Source organism: Acinetobacter suaedae (assembly GCF_008630915.1).
In the GTDB taxonomy this organism is placed as follows: domain Bacteria; phylum Pseudomonadota; class Gammaproteobacteria; order Pseudomonadales; family Moraxellaceae; genus Acinetobacter; species Acinetobacter suaedae.
Genome location: NZ_CP043909.1, coordinates 2088924 through 2105230 on the forward strand (window position 1 = coordinate 2088924; position 16307 = coordinate 2105230).

16 protein-coding genes are annotated in these 16307 nt (G+C 38.0%); 12 read left to right on the forward strand and 4 right to left on the reverse strand.

Going from position 1 to position 16307, the window contains the following annotated elements:
• The first annotated feature begins 50 nt into the window (after window positions 1–50).
• Window positions 51–674, forward strand: a complete 624-nt coding sequence (locus F2A31_RS09780; RefSeq protein WP_150026230.1) for a sterol desaturase family protein — start codon at window positions 51–53, stop codon at window positions 672–674.
• A 69-nt stretch (window positions 675–743) separates the two neighbouring features.
• On the opposite strand, the gene F2A31_RS09785 is transcribed toward F2A31_RS09780, so the two are convergent.
• Window positions 744–1076: a DMT family transporter gene (locus F2A31_RS09785; RefSeq protein ID WP_150026231.1), complete on the reverse strand. Its 333-nt coding sequence runs from the start codon at window positions 1074–1076 to the stop codon at window positions 744–746.
• Between the two features lie 100 nt (window positions 1077–1176).
• Window positions 1177–3057 (reverse strand): tRNA uridine-5-carboxymethylaminomethyl(34) synthesis enzyme MnmG, encoded by a 1881-nt coding sequence (gene mnmG, locus F2A31_RS09790; protein ID WP_150026232.1) that lies wholly within the window; start codon window positions 3055–3057, stop codon window positions 1177–1179.
• A gap of 250 nt (window positions 3058–3307) precedes the next feature.
• Here mnmG and F2A31_RS09795 point away from each other — a divergent pair, with 250 nt between their 5' ends.
• The 9 genes from F2A31_RS09795 to F2A31_RS09835 all read left to right on the forward strand — a co-directional run bounded on the left by F2A31_RS09795 (window position 3308) and on the right by F2A31_RS09835 (window position 12646).
• The gene (locus tag F2A31_RS09795) at window positions 3308–3715 is read left to right on the forward strand and encodes a hypothetical protein (protein WP_150026233.1); all 408 of its coding nucleotides are present in this window, start codon (window positions 3308–3310) and stop codon (window positions 3713–3715) included.
• 189 nt (window positions 3716–3904) lie between these two features.
• On the forward strand, window positions 3905–4810 hold the full coding sequence (prmA, locus tag F2A31_RS09800; RefSeq protein WP_150026234.1) for a 50S ribosomal protein L11 methyltransferase: 906 nt from the start codon (window positions 3905–3907) through the stop codon (window positions 4808–4810).
• 14 nt (window positions 4811–4824) lie between these two features.
• Window positions 4825–5691: a DUF3426 domain-containing protein gene (locus tag F2A31_RS09805; RefSeq protein ID WP_113997453.1), complete on the forward strand. Its 867-nt coding sequence runs from the start codon at window positions 4825–4827 to the stop codon at window positions 5689–5691.
• Between the two features lie 375 nt (window positions 5692–6066).
• Entirely contained in the window at window positions 6067–6336 is a 270-nt protein-coding gene (gene fis, locus F2A31_RS09810; RefSeq protein WP_001086304.1) for a DNA-binding transcriptional regulator Fis, read from the forward strand.
• Between the two features lie 82 nt (window positions 6337–6418).
• Window positions 6419–7993 carry a bifunctional phosphoribosylaminoimidazolecarboxamide formyltransferase/IMP cyclohydrolase gene (purH, locus tag F2A31_RS09815; RefSeq protein WP_113997454.1) on the forward strand — a complete coding sequence of 525 codons (1575 nt, stop codon included), beginning with the start codon at window positions 6419–6421 and terminating at the stop codon, window positions 7991–7993.
• 105 nt (window positions 7994–8098) lie between these two features.
• On the forward strand, window positions 8099–9385 hold the full coding sequence (purD, locus tag F2A31_RS09820; RefSeq protein WP_150026235.1) for a phosphoribosylamine--glycine ligase: 1287 nt from the start codon (window positions 8099–8101) through the stop codon (window positions 9383–9385).
• Between the two features lie 602 nt (window positions 9386–9987).
• Complete coding sequence (locus F2A31_RS09825) at window positions 9988–10860, forward strand: MetQ/NlpA family ABC transporter substrate-binding protein (protein ID WP_150026236.1); 873 nt, start codon at window positions 9988–9990, stop codon at window positions 10858–10860.
• 68 nt (window positions 10861–10928) lie between these two features.
• Window positions 10929–11954 carry a methionine ABC transporter ATP-binding protein gene (locus F2A31_RS09830; RefSeq protein ID WP_005082032.1) on the forward strand — a complete coding sequence of 342 codons (1026 nt, stop codon included), beginning with the start codon at window positions 10929–10931 and terminating at the stop codon, window positions 11952–11954.
• Window positions 11951–12646, forward strand: a complete 696-nt coding sequence (locus tag F2A31_RS09835) for a methionine ABC transporter permease (protein ID WP_017395039.1) — start codon at window positions 11951–11953, stop codon at window positions 12644–12646. The genes F2A31_RS09830 and F2A31_RS09835 overlap by 4 nt, the downstream gene beginning before the upstream one ends.
• A gap of 49 nt (window positions 12647–12695) precedes the next feature.
• Here F2A31_RS09835 and F2A31_RS09840 read toward each other — a convergent pair whose 3' ends face one another.
• Together F2A31_RS09840 and F2A31_RS09845 are read right to left on the reverse strand one after the other, a co-directional pair.
• The gene (locus F2A31_RS09840) at window positions 12696–13568 is read right to left on the reverse strand and encodes an arginase family protein (RefSeq protein ID WP_004638496.1); all 873 of its coding nucleotides are present in this window, start codon (window positions 13566–13568) and stop codon (window positions 12696–12698) included.
• Window positions 13562–14548: a hypothetical protein gene (locus F2A31_RS09845; RefSeq protein WP_150026237.1), complete on the reverse strand. Its 987-nt coding sequence runs from the start codon at window positions 14546–14548 to the stop codon at window positions 13562–13564. Before F2A31_RS09845 ends, F2A31_RS09840 begins: the two co-directional genes overlap by 7 nt.
• A gap of 369 nt (window positions 14549–14917) precedes the next feature.
• Between F2A31_RS09845 and gloB the strand changes: the two genes are divergently transcribed.
• Together gloB and F2A31_RS09855 are read left to right on the forward strand one after the other, a co-directional pair.
• On the forward strand, window positions 14918–15649 hold the full coding sequence (gene gloB / locus F2A31_RS09850; RefSeq protein ID WP_150026238.1) for a hydroxyacylglutathione hydrolase: 732 nt from the start codon (window positions 14918–14920) through the stop codon (window positions 15647–15649).
• A 298-nt stretch (window positions 15650–15947) separates the two neighbouring features.
• Complete coding sequence (locus F2A31_RS09855; protein WP_004638493.1) at window positions 15948–16154, forward strand: hypothetical protein; 207 nt, start codon at window positions 15948–15950, stop codon at window positions 16152–16154.
• The last annotated feature ends 153 nt before the right edge of the window (window positions 16155–16307 follow it).

Consider the following 16307-nt stretch of genomic DNA (forward strand, 5'->3'; position numbering starts at 1 on the left):
TTCACCATTAAGTTTCTACAATCTGATCATATTTTATGAGGTTAACGAATATGATCGGTTTTCCAGTAGGTATCTTTGTCGCAAATGGGATGGAATGGTATTTTCATAAGGTATGGCTACATGAATTTCCAAGTAAAAATAGAAATAGCCCCTTCTTTACTCATATCGCCCATCATAAACGTGCTCGTTTAAATGGTTTTCATGATGAAGGTTATGCAGAGTCGATGTTTAAAAACTCTGAAATGTACAATGAAAAATCAGCATTAATTGCTCTAGCCGCCGTATCTACAGTTTTTCTGCCCATTGCACCATTTTTTACAGCAGGCTTATATTATGGAATTTGGAACTACTGGAAAGTTCATGCCAAATCTCATCTAGATCCCGAATATGCAAAAAAACGTATTCCTTGGCACTATGATCACCACATGACCAGTAATCAAAATGCCAACTGGTGTGTCACGCGACCTTGGTTTGATTACATCATGGGAACACGCGTGATGACCGATGCTTCGACCACTGAAACCAACCCTCTCGCCATGAAAATGCCTATTTGGTTAGAGAAAAGGGTGAATAAAGTAGCTCGTCGTTTAATACCTAAAGCTTTTGCAAAAATTGATGAGAACTCCAAACTTGACCAATTAAATTTACGTCAGGGAATTGTGGTGACACTCTAAGTATCCATGCCTGTATTTTATTATTAAAATTTTACCGAGCTACTTACTTTAGCTCGGTTTTTTATTTCATCAATGCACACTTGTTTTCGATAGCAAATTTAAAATTAATACGCCACTCATAATCAATGCAATCCCAACAATCCCCCAAAGGTCTAGTTTTTGACCAAACATAAACCAAGCAACAGTGGTAATTAAAACAATACCAACACCAGACCATATTGCATAAGCAATCCCGACAGGGATAGCTTTTAAGGTTAGAGATAAAAAATAAAATGCGACAATATACCCTACGACAACCACAACTGAAGCGATTGGTTTAGAAAAGCCATCACTACTTTTCAAAGCAGACGTTGCGATCACTTCAGCAATGATTGCGATAAATAAAAACATCCAATTTTTCATTAATTTTTATACCTCATCGAATGTATTTTAAAATACAAGCAAAATAGACAGAAAAAAACACCCTTTTAAAGGGTGTTTTTTCGTCCTGTATCAAGCAGACTTATGCTGATTTTTTTGCCATATTATTTTTACGAATCGTAATCATCACCAACTGAACTGCTGCAGGTGTCACGCCTGGAATACGACTGGCTTGAGCTAATGTTTCTGGGAGAACAGTCTTAAGCTTTTGTGTGATCTCACGTGATAAACCAGAAACAACATCATAATCAAAATCAGCAGGAATTTTAGTTTCCTCTAAACGCTTCATCTGTGCAACATCATCATGTTGACGGTTAATATAACCTTCGTATTTCACAGCGATTTCGATTTGCTCACCCACTTGTTGCGAAACTTCAGAACCTGTTAATTCAGCAATTTGAGCAAAATTAATGTTTGGACGTTTCAATAAATCAATCGCGCTACACTCTTTGCTTAGATCTGCACCTGTCATTTCAACGAACTTTTTGCCCATTGGGTTATTCGGCGCAGCCCATAAATGTTGCAAACGAGAAGTTTCACGTTCAACAGCTTCCATTTTCTCACTGTAAGCTGCCCAACGTTCATCATCAACCAAACCAAGTTCACGACCAATCTCTGTCAAACGTTGATCCGCATTATCTTCACGCAACATCAAACGATATTCCGCACGAGAGGTAAACATTCGATATGGTTCTTTAGTTCCCAATGTAATCAAGTCGTCTACGAGTACACCCATATAGGCTTGATCACGTTTTGGTGTCCATTCTTCTTGTTCCCATGCACGACGTGCAGCATTTAACCCCGCAAGTAAACCTTGCGCGCCCGCCTCTTCATAGCCAGTTGTACCATTAATCTGACCTGCAAAATACAAGTTCTGAATCGCTTTGGTTTCAAGGGTAAATTTCAATGCTTGCGGATTGAAATAGTCATATTCGATTGCATAACCTGGACGTAGGATATGTGCATTTTCCATACCACGGATCGAACGAACTAGATTGAACTGCACATCAAATGGTAACGAAGTTGAAATACCATTTGGATAAAGTTCATGTGTATCCAAGCCTTCAGGCTCAAGAAATACTTGATGCGAATCTTTATCTGCAAAACGATGAATTTTGTCTTCAATCGAAGGACAGTAACGAGGACCAACCCCTTCAATCACACCGGTATACATAGGTGAACGATCTAAACCACCACGAATAATTTCATGGGTTTTTTCGCTGGTATGAGTAATGTAGCAATTCACCTGCTCTGGATGCATCGAAACATCGCCCATGAATGACATTACAGGAGAAGGGAAATCACCTGGCTGTGGTGTCATCACAGAGAAATCAACAGTACGCGCATCAATACGTGGCGGTGTACCTGTTTTCAAACGACCAACTGGGAGTTTTAACTCACGTAAACGATGTGCCAAAGCAATTGAAGGAGGATCGCCTGCACGACCACCACTCGAATTTTGTAAACCGATATGAATAACACCACCTAAGAAAGTACCCGTCGTAAGTACAACAGTTTTGGTATCAAAACGAATACCCATTTGGGTGACAACACCTTTTACGGTATCGCCTTCAACAATCAAGTCATCTGCAGCTTGTTGGAAAATATCCAAGTTTGCTTGATTTTCTAAAGTATGACGAATCGCAGCTTTATATCGGACACGATCTGCTTGAGCACGTGTTGCACGCACTGCAGCACCTTTACGAGAGTTCAGAATACGGAATTGAATACCACCCTTATCTGCGGCAAGTGCCATTGCACCGCCTAGGGCATCAATTTCACGGACTAAATGTGATTTACCAATACCACCAATCGCTGGATTACAGCTCATCTGCCCTAAAGTTTCAATATTATGCGTCAACAATAGTGTTTGTCTTCCCATACGTGCTGCAGCAAGTGCAGCTTCCGTACCAGCGTGGCCGCCACCAATTACGATAACGTCGTAAACTTTAGGATAGTGCATAGTGGTAAATGTGTATTCAAAAAATGACAGAGCATTATACAGGAATTTTGTCGTAGTTTGAAAAAATCAATTAAAATATTGCCTAGAATAAGAGATTGATTACCTTTAAATTGACACAAAAAGAAACTTTATGTTGCATTTTTCATGTATTTTTAACAAAGTGCCTTAGAATCGTTAACTTGAACAACACTGTTTTTTGAAAAAACTTTCCTATCCTAAGAGATGCATAACAAATACTTAGGAAAATGATATGAACTCGAAGCTTTTATTATCATCACTGATCTGTGGTTTATTTTTTACTGTGACAGCTCAAGCAAATGCAAAACCTGCCACAGATCAACTTGCACAGAAGTATCAACAGGTCTGTAAAGGTAAAAAACAAGGCGATGCAGTTTCATTTGCCTATAAAGGCGTTGTATTCAATGGTGCTTGTCAAAACGATGAAAATGACAAATTAGTTTTCCAACCACCAACACCAACTACTGACACTCCACCAGAAACACAAAGCAAAATCTCCGAGACTCAATCAGAACCACGTCCAGTAAGTGGTACACCAGTTGAATCGGCCCCTGCACCTAGCCAAGCTCCAAATGAGTTAGCCGCACCTGTCAAGAATACTGAACAACCGATGATGCAAAACGAACAAGAAGCACCATAATCGCTTAAATACACAATATTTAAATCACCATAAAGGATATAGTTTTTCTATATCCTTTATTTATTTAAGAACATTGATACTCTGATAACCAAATAATTCATCTTAAAATTGTAAACAACCAATTATAGACTCCTTTATACAGCACGAATCCTTTACAATACCTGTAAATAAATTTACTTAGGTTGTCCTGTGAACTGGCTACAAATTCATATTACTGTCGATCAAGATCAAGTTGAACTGTGCGAAACTCTACTTTTATCCTTAGGTGCAGTTAGCGTAACTTTAGATGATGCAGAAGATCAGGCTTTACTTGAACCGCTTCCAGGTGAAACACCACTATGGAATAAAGTTATTGTTACAGGTATTTATCAACAAGAAGAAGATGATCCAATAGATGTTGATCGCTTAGAAGCTTTTTTAAAAGCTCAACTCCCAGATGTGCCTATGCGCCATGAAACATTGGAAAACCAAGTCTGGGAACGAGCATGGATGGATTATTATGAACCCATTCAAATCGGTGAAAAATATTGGATTGTGCCTGAATGGTTAGAACCACCTGAAGCAGATGCAACCAATATTAAACTTGATCCAGGCCTCGCATTTGGTACAGGTAATCACGCAAGTACATTTTTATGCTTACAATGGTTAGGCAAAACCGATGTAAAAGATAAAGTTGTGATTGACTATGGTTGTGGTTCAGGGATTTTAGGCGTCGCTGCACTTTTACTAGGTGCTAAAAAAGTCTACGCCACTGATATTGACCCACAAGCAGTCTTAGCAACCAAACAAAATGCTGAATTGAATGGGGTACTTGATCGTCTTTATGTTGGTTTGCCAGAAGAATTTGATCAAGAATTTAAACCTCAACAAGCAGATATATTGGTCGCCAATATATTAGCAGCCCCCTTGATGGCACTCGCGCAAGAATTCTCAACTTTGATAAAAAATGAGGGAGAGTTCGCACTTGCAGGTGTGATTGAAGAGCAAGTTGCTGATGTTTCTAGTGTTTACACTGAATTTTTTGATATATTAGAAGTCGACAAGCGTGAAGAAAACTGGTGTCGTATCTCAGGAAAACGCAAAACAACAATTTGAGATTTCTATAACTTATGAGTGAAAAACAAACCCGCTGCCCAAAATGTTCAACCGTGTATAAAGTGACCCTTTCACAACTTAGTGTTGCACAGGGCATGGTTTGTTGCCCCAAATGTGTCATTAACTTTAATGCACTCACCAATTTATTAGAATCTCCATCAAATGAAACGATTCCTGCAACAACGAATCGCTCTTTATTTTCTTCAATTCAACCTGACAGCACATTTGCAGAAAAGCAAATGCAAATCTTAAGTATTTTTGATCAAAAAATTGAAAACTCAAATATTGATCTACTCACCTATCTCAACAATCTAAATTACTTTAATACAGAGCCTGTAACAGCATTACCCAATCTAAATCTATCAGAGGATGCTCTACTCATTGATGAAGAGGCTGCAGATAAACAACATGGCTGGCTCTATTACACCCTTTGGGGTATAGGGAACATAGTTCTAATTCTTGTTTTTGCATTTCAAATTCTATGGTTCAATCCAAAATTGATGCATGATAGCCCTGTCTTAAACAAGATCTTTAATACTGCATGTACTGTTGTCACATGTAAAATGCGAGATAGGCAATACAAAAATTTGAATTTTGAAAAAATAACGTTAAGACGTGCTGAACAAAATAGCACACGTTTCTCAGGTATCCTGATCAATCAGAATAAGCACAGTATTTTACTACCCTCTATACAAGTTGTACTAAAAGACAATAATGATGTTGTGATTTCGAATACCACACTCAAACCAGACGAATATCTTGTGGATAGCTTAAAAACAATTCAACGCATCCCTTCAAATAGTCCTTTTAAATTCGATTTTACCGTCCCAAAAAGCAGAAATAGTTTTACAAATTATAGTTTAGAAATTGTACAACCCTAAAAATTAAAAAAAATGACAAAAAAAATAAAAAAAAGTGCAGTTAATTTGCTCACTTTTTCGCAGACAGTGGTATGATACGCGCCACGAAAGCTTTAACCCACTTACTCCTCGTATTTCACAGACAAAAAATCGTTAAACGAACTGTGCTTCTACTCTATAAGCGCATAGTTGGTTTTTTTGTTTTTGAAAGTAGGCTGTAACAAATATTTAACTATTGTTACGCTTATTTTTTACACAATTCGAGGATTTGTGGCAAGCTAATAGTCCCTTTGTTTTAGAGTCACTGTTTTAGGATCTAAAACAGGACTCAATAATTTAGACCACATTTATATATCACTTTACCCAAGTGATATTTGATTTTTCGGATTAACACGCATGAATAGCAAATCTCCTATTTTTACGGCTCAATCTGATGTCGCTCTTCGCATCCACGTAGATCGCGCAGTTCGTCATTATTTTGCACAATTGCAAGGTGAGCAACCATCTCAAGTGTATGACATGGTTCTAGCAGAAATGGAGAAACCTCTTTTGTCTGTGGTCTTAGAATATACTCGTGGCAACCAAACGCGTGCTGCTGAGATTCTAGGTCTTAACCGTGGAACTTTACGTAAAAAGTTAAAAGCTCACGGTTTAATGAGTGAATAATTGATAAAATGCTCACGTTCTCGTGGGCATTTTTTATGCCTATTTGTTTTAATCTGTAGACTTCAAACTGTTGACTTAAATCATGACTATCAAACGTGCGTTAATCTCTGTTTCAGACAAAACTGGAATCGTTGAATTTGCTCAAAATCTTGCAGCTCTCGGGGTAGAAATTTTATCTACAGGCGGTACTTATAAGTTGCTTAAAGACAACAATATCGCTGTCGTAGAAGTTTCTGAACATACAGGTTTTCCTGAAATGATGGATGGTCGTGTAAAAACACTTCATCCAAAAATTCATGGTGGCATCTTAGCTCGTCGTGGTCTGGACGAAGCTGTTATGCAAGAACACAATATTGATCCAATTGATCTGGTGATTGTGAACCTTTATCCATTTGCTGAAACTGTAGCGAAGCCAAATTGCTCTCTTGCTGATGCGATTGAAAATATCGATATCGGTGGCCCAACCATGGTTCGTGCAGCAGCAAAAAACCATGCTTCTGTGGGTATTATTGTCAATGCATCTGACTATGACACTGTTGTTGCTGAATTAAAGCAAAATGGTTCACTCTCTTACGAGACTCGTTTCGATTTAGCAGTAAAAGCATTTGAACACACAGCTCAGTATGATGGCATGATCGCTTCTTATTTAGGTGCACGTGTAGGTAAAGCTGAAGGCGAAGCAGATTTATTCCCTCGTACATTCAATACGCAGTTAAATAAAGCACAAGATTTACGTTACGGTGAAAACCCACACCAAAATGCTGCATTTTATGTAGAAGCAAATGCTAAAGAAGCGTCAGTTTCTACTGCGAAACAATTACAAGGTAAAGAGCTTTCTTATAACAACATCGCCGATACTGATGCTGCACTTGAGTGTGTTAAATCATTTGCAAAACCTGCATGCGTTATCGTTAAACATGCGAATCCTTGTGGTGTTGCCGTTTCTTTAGATGGCATTAAAGCTGCTTATGATCTTGCTTATGCAACTGATCCAGAGTCTGCATTTGGCGGCATCATTGCATTTAACCGTGAGTTAGATGTAGAAACTGCTCAAGCAATTGTCGATCGTCAATTCGTTGAGGTAATCATTGCACCAAGCATTGCTGATGGTGTACTTGAAGTTACAGGCGCAAAGAAAAATGTACGCGTCATGGTGTGCGGTGAATTACCTGCAATTGATGCACGTGCTCCACAACTTGATTATAAACGTGTTAACGGCGGCTTACTTGTTCAAGATCAAGATTTGGGCATGATCACTAAAGATGACCTAAAGGTTGTGACCAAGCGTGCACCAACTGAACAAGAAATTGATGACATGATCTTTGCTTGGAAAGTTGCAAAATACGTAAAATCAAATGCGATTGTATATGCAAAAAACCGTCAAACCATTGGTGTAGGCGCAGGTCAGATGAGTCGTGTGAACTCTGCTCGTATTGCGGCGATCAAAGCTGAACATGCTGGTTTAGTCGTTGAAGGTGCAGTGATGGCATCTGATGCGTTCTTCCCATTCCGTGATGGTATTGATAACGCTGCTAAAGCTGGTATCAAATGTATCATTCAACCGGGTGGTTCTATGCGCGACGAAGAAACAATTGCAGCAGCGGATGAAGCTGGTATTGCAATGGTCTTCACGGGTATGCGTCATTTCCGTCACTAATAGATTTTAAAAATCCCTCTTGCGATGTTTTAGTTGCATCTCAAGGGGGAATTTTCTATTTTTAGTGGATGTACTAGAGATACTTAAAAAGGAAATAACTTAATAATGAATATTTTAGTATTAGGTAGCGGTGGCCGTGAACATGCACTTGCATGGAAAATCGCACAAGATGAAAAAGTTGCTAAAGTCTTTGTCGCACCTGGCAATGCGGGTACAGCAACTGAAGACAAATGTGAAAATATTGACCTCGATATTTTAGACAACCCTGCAATTATTGCATTTGCAAAAGCAAATGATGTTGCGCTTGTTATCGTTGGGCCAGAAGCACCATTAGTCAATGGTGTCGTTGATGCTGCACGTGAAGCAGGTCTAAAAATCTGGGGACCAACTCAATATGCGGCTCAACTTGAAGGTTCAAAAGCATTCGCTAAGCATTTCTTAAAACGCCATAACATTCCTACAGCTTTCTATGACGTATTTACTGAAGTTGATGCTGCAAAAGCTTATGTTGAGAAAAATGGCGCTCCGATTGTAATTAAAGCTGACGGCTTAGCAGCGGGTAAAGGCGTTATCGTTGCGATGACCAACCAAGAAGCTTTTGATGCGATTGATGACATGTTGGCGGGCAACAAGTTCGGTGATGCTGGGTCACGTGTTGTGATTGAGCAATTCTTAGCTGGCGAAGAAGCAAGCTTTATTTGCATGATTGATGGTAAAAATATTTTACCAATGGCAACTTCTCAAGACCACAAACGCATCTTTGAAGGCGACCAAGGTCCAAATACTGGTGGTATGGGTGCTTACTCTCCTGCCCCAGTCGTTACAGCAGAAGTTTTTGAACGCGTCATGAATGAAGTGATGCGCCCGACAGTTGATGGTATGGCAGCAGATGGTCATGTCTACACGGGCTTCTTATATGCTGGTTTGATGATTGATGATCAAGGTCAACCACGTGTGATCGAATTCAACTGTCGTTTTGGTGATCCAGAAACACAGCCTATTATGATGCGTTTGAAATCATCTCTCGTTGATCTGGTTGAGGCTGGCATTGAAGGTAACTTACCAAGCGAAGCTGAATGGGATGAGCGCAAATCTATTGGTATCGTTCTTGCTGCCGAAGGCTATCCTGAAACTGTTCGTAAAGGTGATGTCATTTCGGGTATCGGTCAATCACCTGAAGACACCAAAATCTTTCATGCTGGCACAGCCATGACTGATGATGGTCATATTGTTACAGCTGGTGGTCGCGTCCTCTGTGTAACAGCATTAGGTGATACTGTACTGGAAGCTCAGATCAATGCATTAGAAGTATGTGGCCAAGTGACATTCACAGGTATGCAATATCGTAGTGATATTGGTTATCGTGCAATTGCTCGCGAAAAAGCTGAATAATTTTATTGTGAATAAAGCCTTCTTCGGAAGGCTTTTTTATTCCTGAAACGCTATCAATTTACATTCTTTATTCAATTTGAATATATAGAGTTCAGAAAAATATATATTATTTATTTCACCAAAATCACCAATCAAACATTTGCAAAAATCTATAAAACTATCATTAATTTACATTTACTATGCACATAATTTCTTTAGATAATCAGATGCTTATACTCTTGAGTATCATGCAGACCACTATAACCCTTATCAAAATATTGCTATGATTGGCACAATTTTAGATGTTGTTTTTATGTTAAAGATATATGCTTTTTCATGATTATCAAATGATTAAGCTATTTTGTCCAATCAACAGAAACCAACAGCTAGACCAATATTTGGTTTGAAAAGATGTGAATGGATGTCTGCATTATTTATTGGTTCCAAATAAGCACATGAATGTTCACTTATTTTTCTTAAAATCATGGAATCATAATGGCAAATACCCAAGAAATAATTCATGTGATTATTTTTTGTATAAAGCCAATTTGCATCCTCAAAGCGATTACATCAATGCGAGAATAACATTACTTTCTCAGCATTATTTTGGTTAGGATTTCCACATGAAAAAGCTGATTAGCCTTTTTTTAAGTGTATCAGTGTTGTTGCTTGCGGCATGCAGCAAACAGCCAGATAACACTGCTGAACAGAACAAAGATGCAGGCGCATTAGAAACTGTCGTTATTGCTTCTACAGGTTCTGATGCTGATATTTGGCGTCACATTGCAAGCTTGCCTGAAACCCAAGCTGCTGGACTAAAACTTCAAATTAAAAATTTTACTGACTATGTTGCAATGAATACTGCTGTTGCAAATAAAGAAGTCGATTTGAATGCATTTCAATCCTATGCATATCTCGTTGCATTCAATGCAGCAAATAAAGACAAAATTGCGCCAGTCTCTACAACTTATTTAGAACCAATGGGAATCTACTCAAGCAAGGTAAAAAAAGTTGAAGAGTTTGCCAATGGTGCAACGATTGCAATCCCTAACGATGGGGCAAATGAATCTCGTGCTTTATTACTTTTACAAAGCGCGGGTTTAATTAAATTAAAAGCTGACTTTGATCCTGTAAAAGGAACACCAGCTGATGTGATTGAAAACCCAAAGAACATTGTGATCAAACCAATTCAAATGGCAACAGCTGTACGTGTTAAAGATGAGGTTGATGCGATTTTATTGGGTAATACCCTTGCAATGGAAGGTGGTCTAAACGTTCTTAAAGATGCAATCTTCTACGAACCAATTGATCAAAGCACCAAGTTAAACGTCAATGTTCTAGCAACGGCTGAATCTCGCAAAGATGATCCTGTTTTACAAAAAGTCGGTGCGCTTTATCACACTGATGCAGTAAAACAATATGTACAAGATCATTTTGCTGGTACAAAAGTTGATGTAAATAAACCAATCAGCTATCTCACTGAAGAGAATCCGTAATATACTTTTCTCAACAAAACAGGCAAAGTGATTTTGCCTGTTTTTCTTTTCTGCTTAGTATTGACGATATGATCCAATTTAAAAATATTTCCAAACACTATCAGCTCAAAGGTCAAACGATCACTGCGCTGGATCAAATCAACTTAGAGATCCCTGATGGCAGCATTTTTGGCATTATCGGTTATAGTGGTGCAGGTAAAAGTACCTTAATCCGTTTGATTAATTTACTGGAGCGTCCGACCCACGGACAAGTGATGATTAATCAAAAAGACTTTACTGCAATGGATGCGCGTACACTTCGTCGAGAACGTGCAAATATTGGCATGATTTTTCAGCACTTTAACTTATTGCAAACCAAAACAGTGGCTGAAAATATTGAAATGCCACTTAAACTATTAGGTCATAGCAAAGTCGAACGTGAAAAACGTCTTGCAGAGTTGCTGGATTTTATTGACCTTAAACATAAAAAAGATGCTTATCCAGATGAGCTTTCAGGCGGCCAAAAGCAACGTGTAGGTATTGCGCGTGCGCTTGCGAATCATCCTAAAATTTTGCTATGTGATGAGGCAACGTCTGCACTGGACCCTCAAACCACACAATCCGTTTTAGCATTATTAAAGAAAATTAATCAAGAACAGAACATCACCATTGTGATGGTTACTCATGAAATGGATGTGATTGAATCTATCTGTGACTATGTCGCAGTCATGGAAGCTGGCAAAGTCATTGAGACAGGTCGCACCTTAGATATATTCAGTCAACCACAACACCCAACAACCAAGACATTTATCCAAACAGTATTGCAGCAACAATTGCCGATCAATATCTTGAATAATCTTGAACACAAACATCATAACAGTATCTATAATCTGCAATTCTTAGGAACATCAGCCCAAGAAACCGTTATTCAATCCGTAATTAAGCAATTTGATATTAGTTTAAATATTTTATTTGCCAACATGACTGAGATTAATGGCACTGTTATCGGTCAAATGTTTATCCAACTTTTAGGCGACCCAACGATTATTCAGGAAGCGATTCAATTCCTAGAAAGTCAGGGTGTCAAAGTTGAACAGTCAGGAGTAAGCCAATGAGAGATTTAATTGTGCAATGGCTGACTGAAATCACAGCTCCATTTTGGCAAAGTTCATTATCCATTGATCAATTTGTAACGGCACTGGAAGAAACCTTACAGATGGTATTCTTTGCATTGCTATTTGGATGCATTTGGGGATTTATTCAAGGTATTACTTTGGTAGTCACACGTAATGGTGGGATTTTACAAAACCGTGCGATTTACTATGCGCTGAACCCAATCGTGAATGCTCTACGTTCAATCCCATTTATCATTTTATTAATCGCCGTCATTCCATTTACAAAACTTTTGGTTGGTACATCAATCGGAACATGGGCTGCTATCGTTCCATTAACCATTTATGTCGGTCCTTATCTTGGTCGACTCATCGAAACTTCTTTACTTGAAGTAAATGAAGGTATTATTGAGTCTGCACAAGCAATGGGTGCGAGTCCTTGGCAAATTGTATTCAAATTTATCGTGCCTGAAGCACGTAGCTCTCTTATTCTCAATCTCACCACTGGTACCATTTCATTGATTGGTGCAACAGCGATGGCAGGTGCTGTAGGTGCAGGTGGAATCGGTGATCTTGCTATTTCCTATGGCTATCAGCGTTTCGATAGTAGTGTTGTCATCTTGACCGTTATCGTACTTTTATTATTGGTTCAGTTTGTACAATCATTTGGAGAATGGTTAGCAAAACTACGCTAAACGCCCAATTCAATGCTCTCCTCGCGAGAGCATTTTTTCTATAGCTAGGCTAAACCTCAGCAAAATAAATTTGATGCGCTGCTTTGAATGTATTGACATGCAAAGGAACCAAATCCTCCAAAGGTTGATAGCCACCAGCCAGAACAAAAAGCAAAGGAATTTTCATTTTCTTTGCCATCTCAAACACAATCCGATCACGTTCAAATAAGAGCGCTGTTGTAAACCATTTTGATCCATATTTATCATGTTGATGACAATCCATGCCCGCTTGGTAAACGATAAGATCAGCATCCCAACGTGATGCATATTGAAAAGCTTCTAAAATCGCTTCTCGATACAAATCAAAGTTACCTTGCTTTGGATGAATATAGCGAGTCAAACTACGCTCCCCCGCCTTGCAACCAAAGCGGATACCAAAAATGCCAAAATTAATCAAATTCGGCATACGATTGGTGAAAATCGCAGTACCATCCCCACCATGCTGATCACAATCTAAAATAAAAATTCGTTTGTCCGGAAATTGTTTTGCAATTAATGCCAAACCATTAAAGGTACAGTAAGCGGCCCCAGAATCATAACTCGCATGATGAAAACCTTGTGCGATATTAGCAGCGATTCCTTCTTTCAATGCGATCTCAGCACCGACCAATTGCCCTGCTTGTACCGACAAAATGGCATCACGTAGTTGTGGATTCCAAGGTTTAAATCCTTGTACAGTCGCGAAACTTGAATCACCTGCAAAAAAGGCATCTACATATTGCGGGTTATGTAGTTTTTTCAAGATATCAATGTCTATAAGTCCAGGATCTATCAATTCAACCAACTGTTGCTGCTGTAGCACTTCAGCAACTGCAGTCAGTTTTTCCATACTATTGGTATGCGTTTGCGCATAATAGCGTGGCGAGTAGCAAGCTTTTAGCATGGATTTCCTACATAGATTTGATCTTGAGCAATTTCCATCAATTGACTCAATTCAGTCGTATCGGGTCGAAATAATCCATTATCAACTTGTTGTTTAAAATGATATCCGAATGCACGCGCTCGATTTTCAGGAGAAACCGCCAGTGTCGTCAGTCGTAGAAACCAAAAACCTTTCATTGAAGAAATGGGGATCACATAACCTTTATATTGTTTGTTTTTATTCTTTTCTAGCGGCTCAATCTCATAGTTTGTAGAGAAAAGGCTCCCCGCTGGTAAACGCACACCATTCATAAGTAAAGGAACCAGACTGATACAGGAATGATTGTCCCCCATATTCATCTTTTCCATCATAACTGGCTGATCATGCTCATCGACGAAAATATTAATTTCACCTTGTCTCAATAGACGATGATGTGCAATTCTCAAGAAGAATTTTTCTGCCATCGGACACGAGCCAACCTTAGGTTTTTCCTCTAAAGCTTGGCATTCAATTATTTCAATATGTTGAACATCTTGAGGAAGGATAATATCCGCAAGTAACTGACAAATGAGTCTACTTTCTTCTCGCTCAGCATATTGATAAAGTGTTCTAAGTTTGGCTTGAAAATCAACTTCCTGCTGTAAGTTCTGCGTATAACCATCATCTGGATTTAAACGTTTTAGGCTTTGCTGAACATCAACATGAATATCAAGATGCCGCCATGTTGTTAACTCAAGCCCGTATGAGGCTGCCTGACTTAAAATATTTCTTAATCCTTTCGTATCGTAATCATCAAAAATACGTAAATCCTGAAACCCCAACGCATCACGCGGCTGTGATACAAACTCAGCGATTACCCGTGTTGCCTGCGTATATCCACAACCTCGACGTTCAGTTTGATGACTAAAATGTTCATTCAACATTTCGGTGAGTTTGGCAGATAGCGGATATAAATATTGCTTAAAAATACTGACCACTTCATGGTCTTTTAAATCCGACATAGCACCCCCTCGCTTGTTCTTTATGATTTATAAACTCATCGTCCTTTAATCAACCCTATGTATTTATATTGTTAAATCTAATCACGAAAATCATTTAGCATTTTTAAATAAAATATAAATCTAAAGATGAATATAAATCATTAACTTATAAAACTTTTATTTCATATTTATAGAAAACCGTCCCCTTGTCAATTATAAAGATTTTCACTTATTCTTGTCGTCACTATGTGTCCAAAACAGTCATCATCAAAACCTGCACTTATCCTTACTTTGCACGATGAGGTATTTACACTTACACTAGCAAAAGTTAATGATCTTCTATCATCTAACTAGTAATAACCACATGAAACAATGATTTAGGACTCGGCTATGCATTATAAAATCCATGCGATTGACGTACAGAATGCCTTAAAAAACTATATATGGTTATTGGAAGATACAACGACAAAACAAGTTGTGGTGATTGATCCAACAGAAGCGAGTTTAGTCACAGAGTTCTGTGAACAACATCATCTACAGATACAACAAATTTGGCTCACACATTGGCATCCTGATCATACAGGGGGGGTAGAAGATTTATTGGCAAATGAAAACATCTCAGTTTACGGTCCGAGAGATGAATTAAGTAAAATTTCTTTTATTTCAAACCCATTACAACAAGATGATCATTTTCACTTTAATGACTTAAAAATTGAAATCATTGCGACCCCTGGCCATACTTTAGGGCATATTGTCTACTTTATTGAAGCAATGGATGCACTTTTTTGTGGTGATACATTATTTGCAATGGGATGCGGACGTTTGTTTGAAGGTACAGCTGAACAAATGTACCATTCATTAAATAGGTTAGCGGCTCTACCTATCCAAACAAAAGTATACTGTACACATGAATATACCCTTGCCAATGCAGAGTTTGCGATCACCATAGAACCACATAATGTTGCCTTACAAGAGCGTCTAAAACACGTTAGAGCATTACGAGAAGCGAATCAAATTACGCTTCCAAGTACCATAGAATTAGAACTTGCAACCAATCCTTTCTTGCGGACAGAAAGTGCTGAAGACTTTGCACGAATTCGTACTCTAAAAGACCAATTTTAAATAAATAATGTTCTCCTTAATGATTCATTTTCCATTTTGCCATCAAAGTGGAAAATGAAATCTTTTTTTACATTTTATGGCAATTTATTTTTAAAACTAAACTCAAAACAAGCCATGAAATATTTTATTTTTTAATATATTAATCAAATACTTAGAAACATTAAGCTTTAAAAACCATATCTGTAAATTACTCTATTTTTACATTACTTACACGCAGAAAAATAAATCTATCGAAAGACCCTTTAAAAATTTTTAACCTACCCCTATTAATAATTAAAGGTTCACAAGGAGTTCTCGCATGAAAAACAGAGTTGTTAAAGCAAAAAATTTATTAGCGTTTCGTATTTGGTTAGAAAAATTAGGATACTCAGTTAAGAATCTTACAGATAATCGTGGCTTTACGTTTAGCTTTAAAAAAGAATATGGCTTAGTGACAGGCGATTTATCTGGTAATGCTTTAGCAATGCAGCTGGGCGAAGAATTTGAAGATCATCTCAAAGCTTAATTTTCTTTTAGCTAAAGAAAATTAAGCTTTGGCTAACTTTTATGTCTAAACAATTCGCAATAAGAATCTATAAAAATTAATAATCTGCGATTGTTTAGACGTGATCTCAAAAGATTAACCTTAGAAATACCTCCATGTTTATATATTAAATAT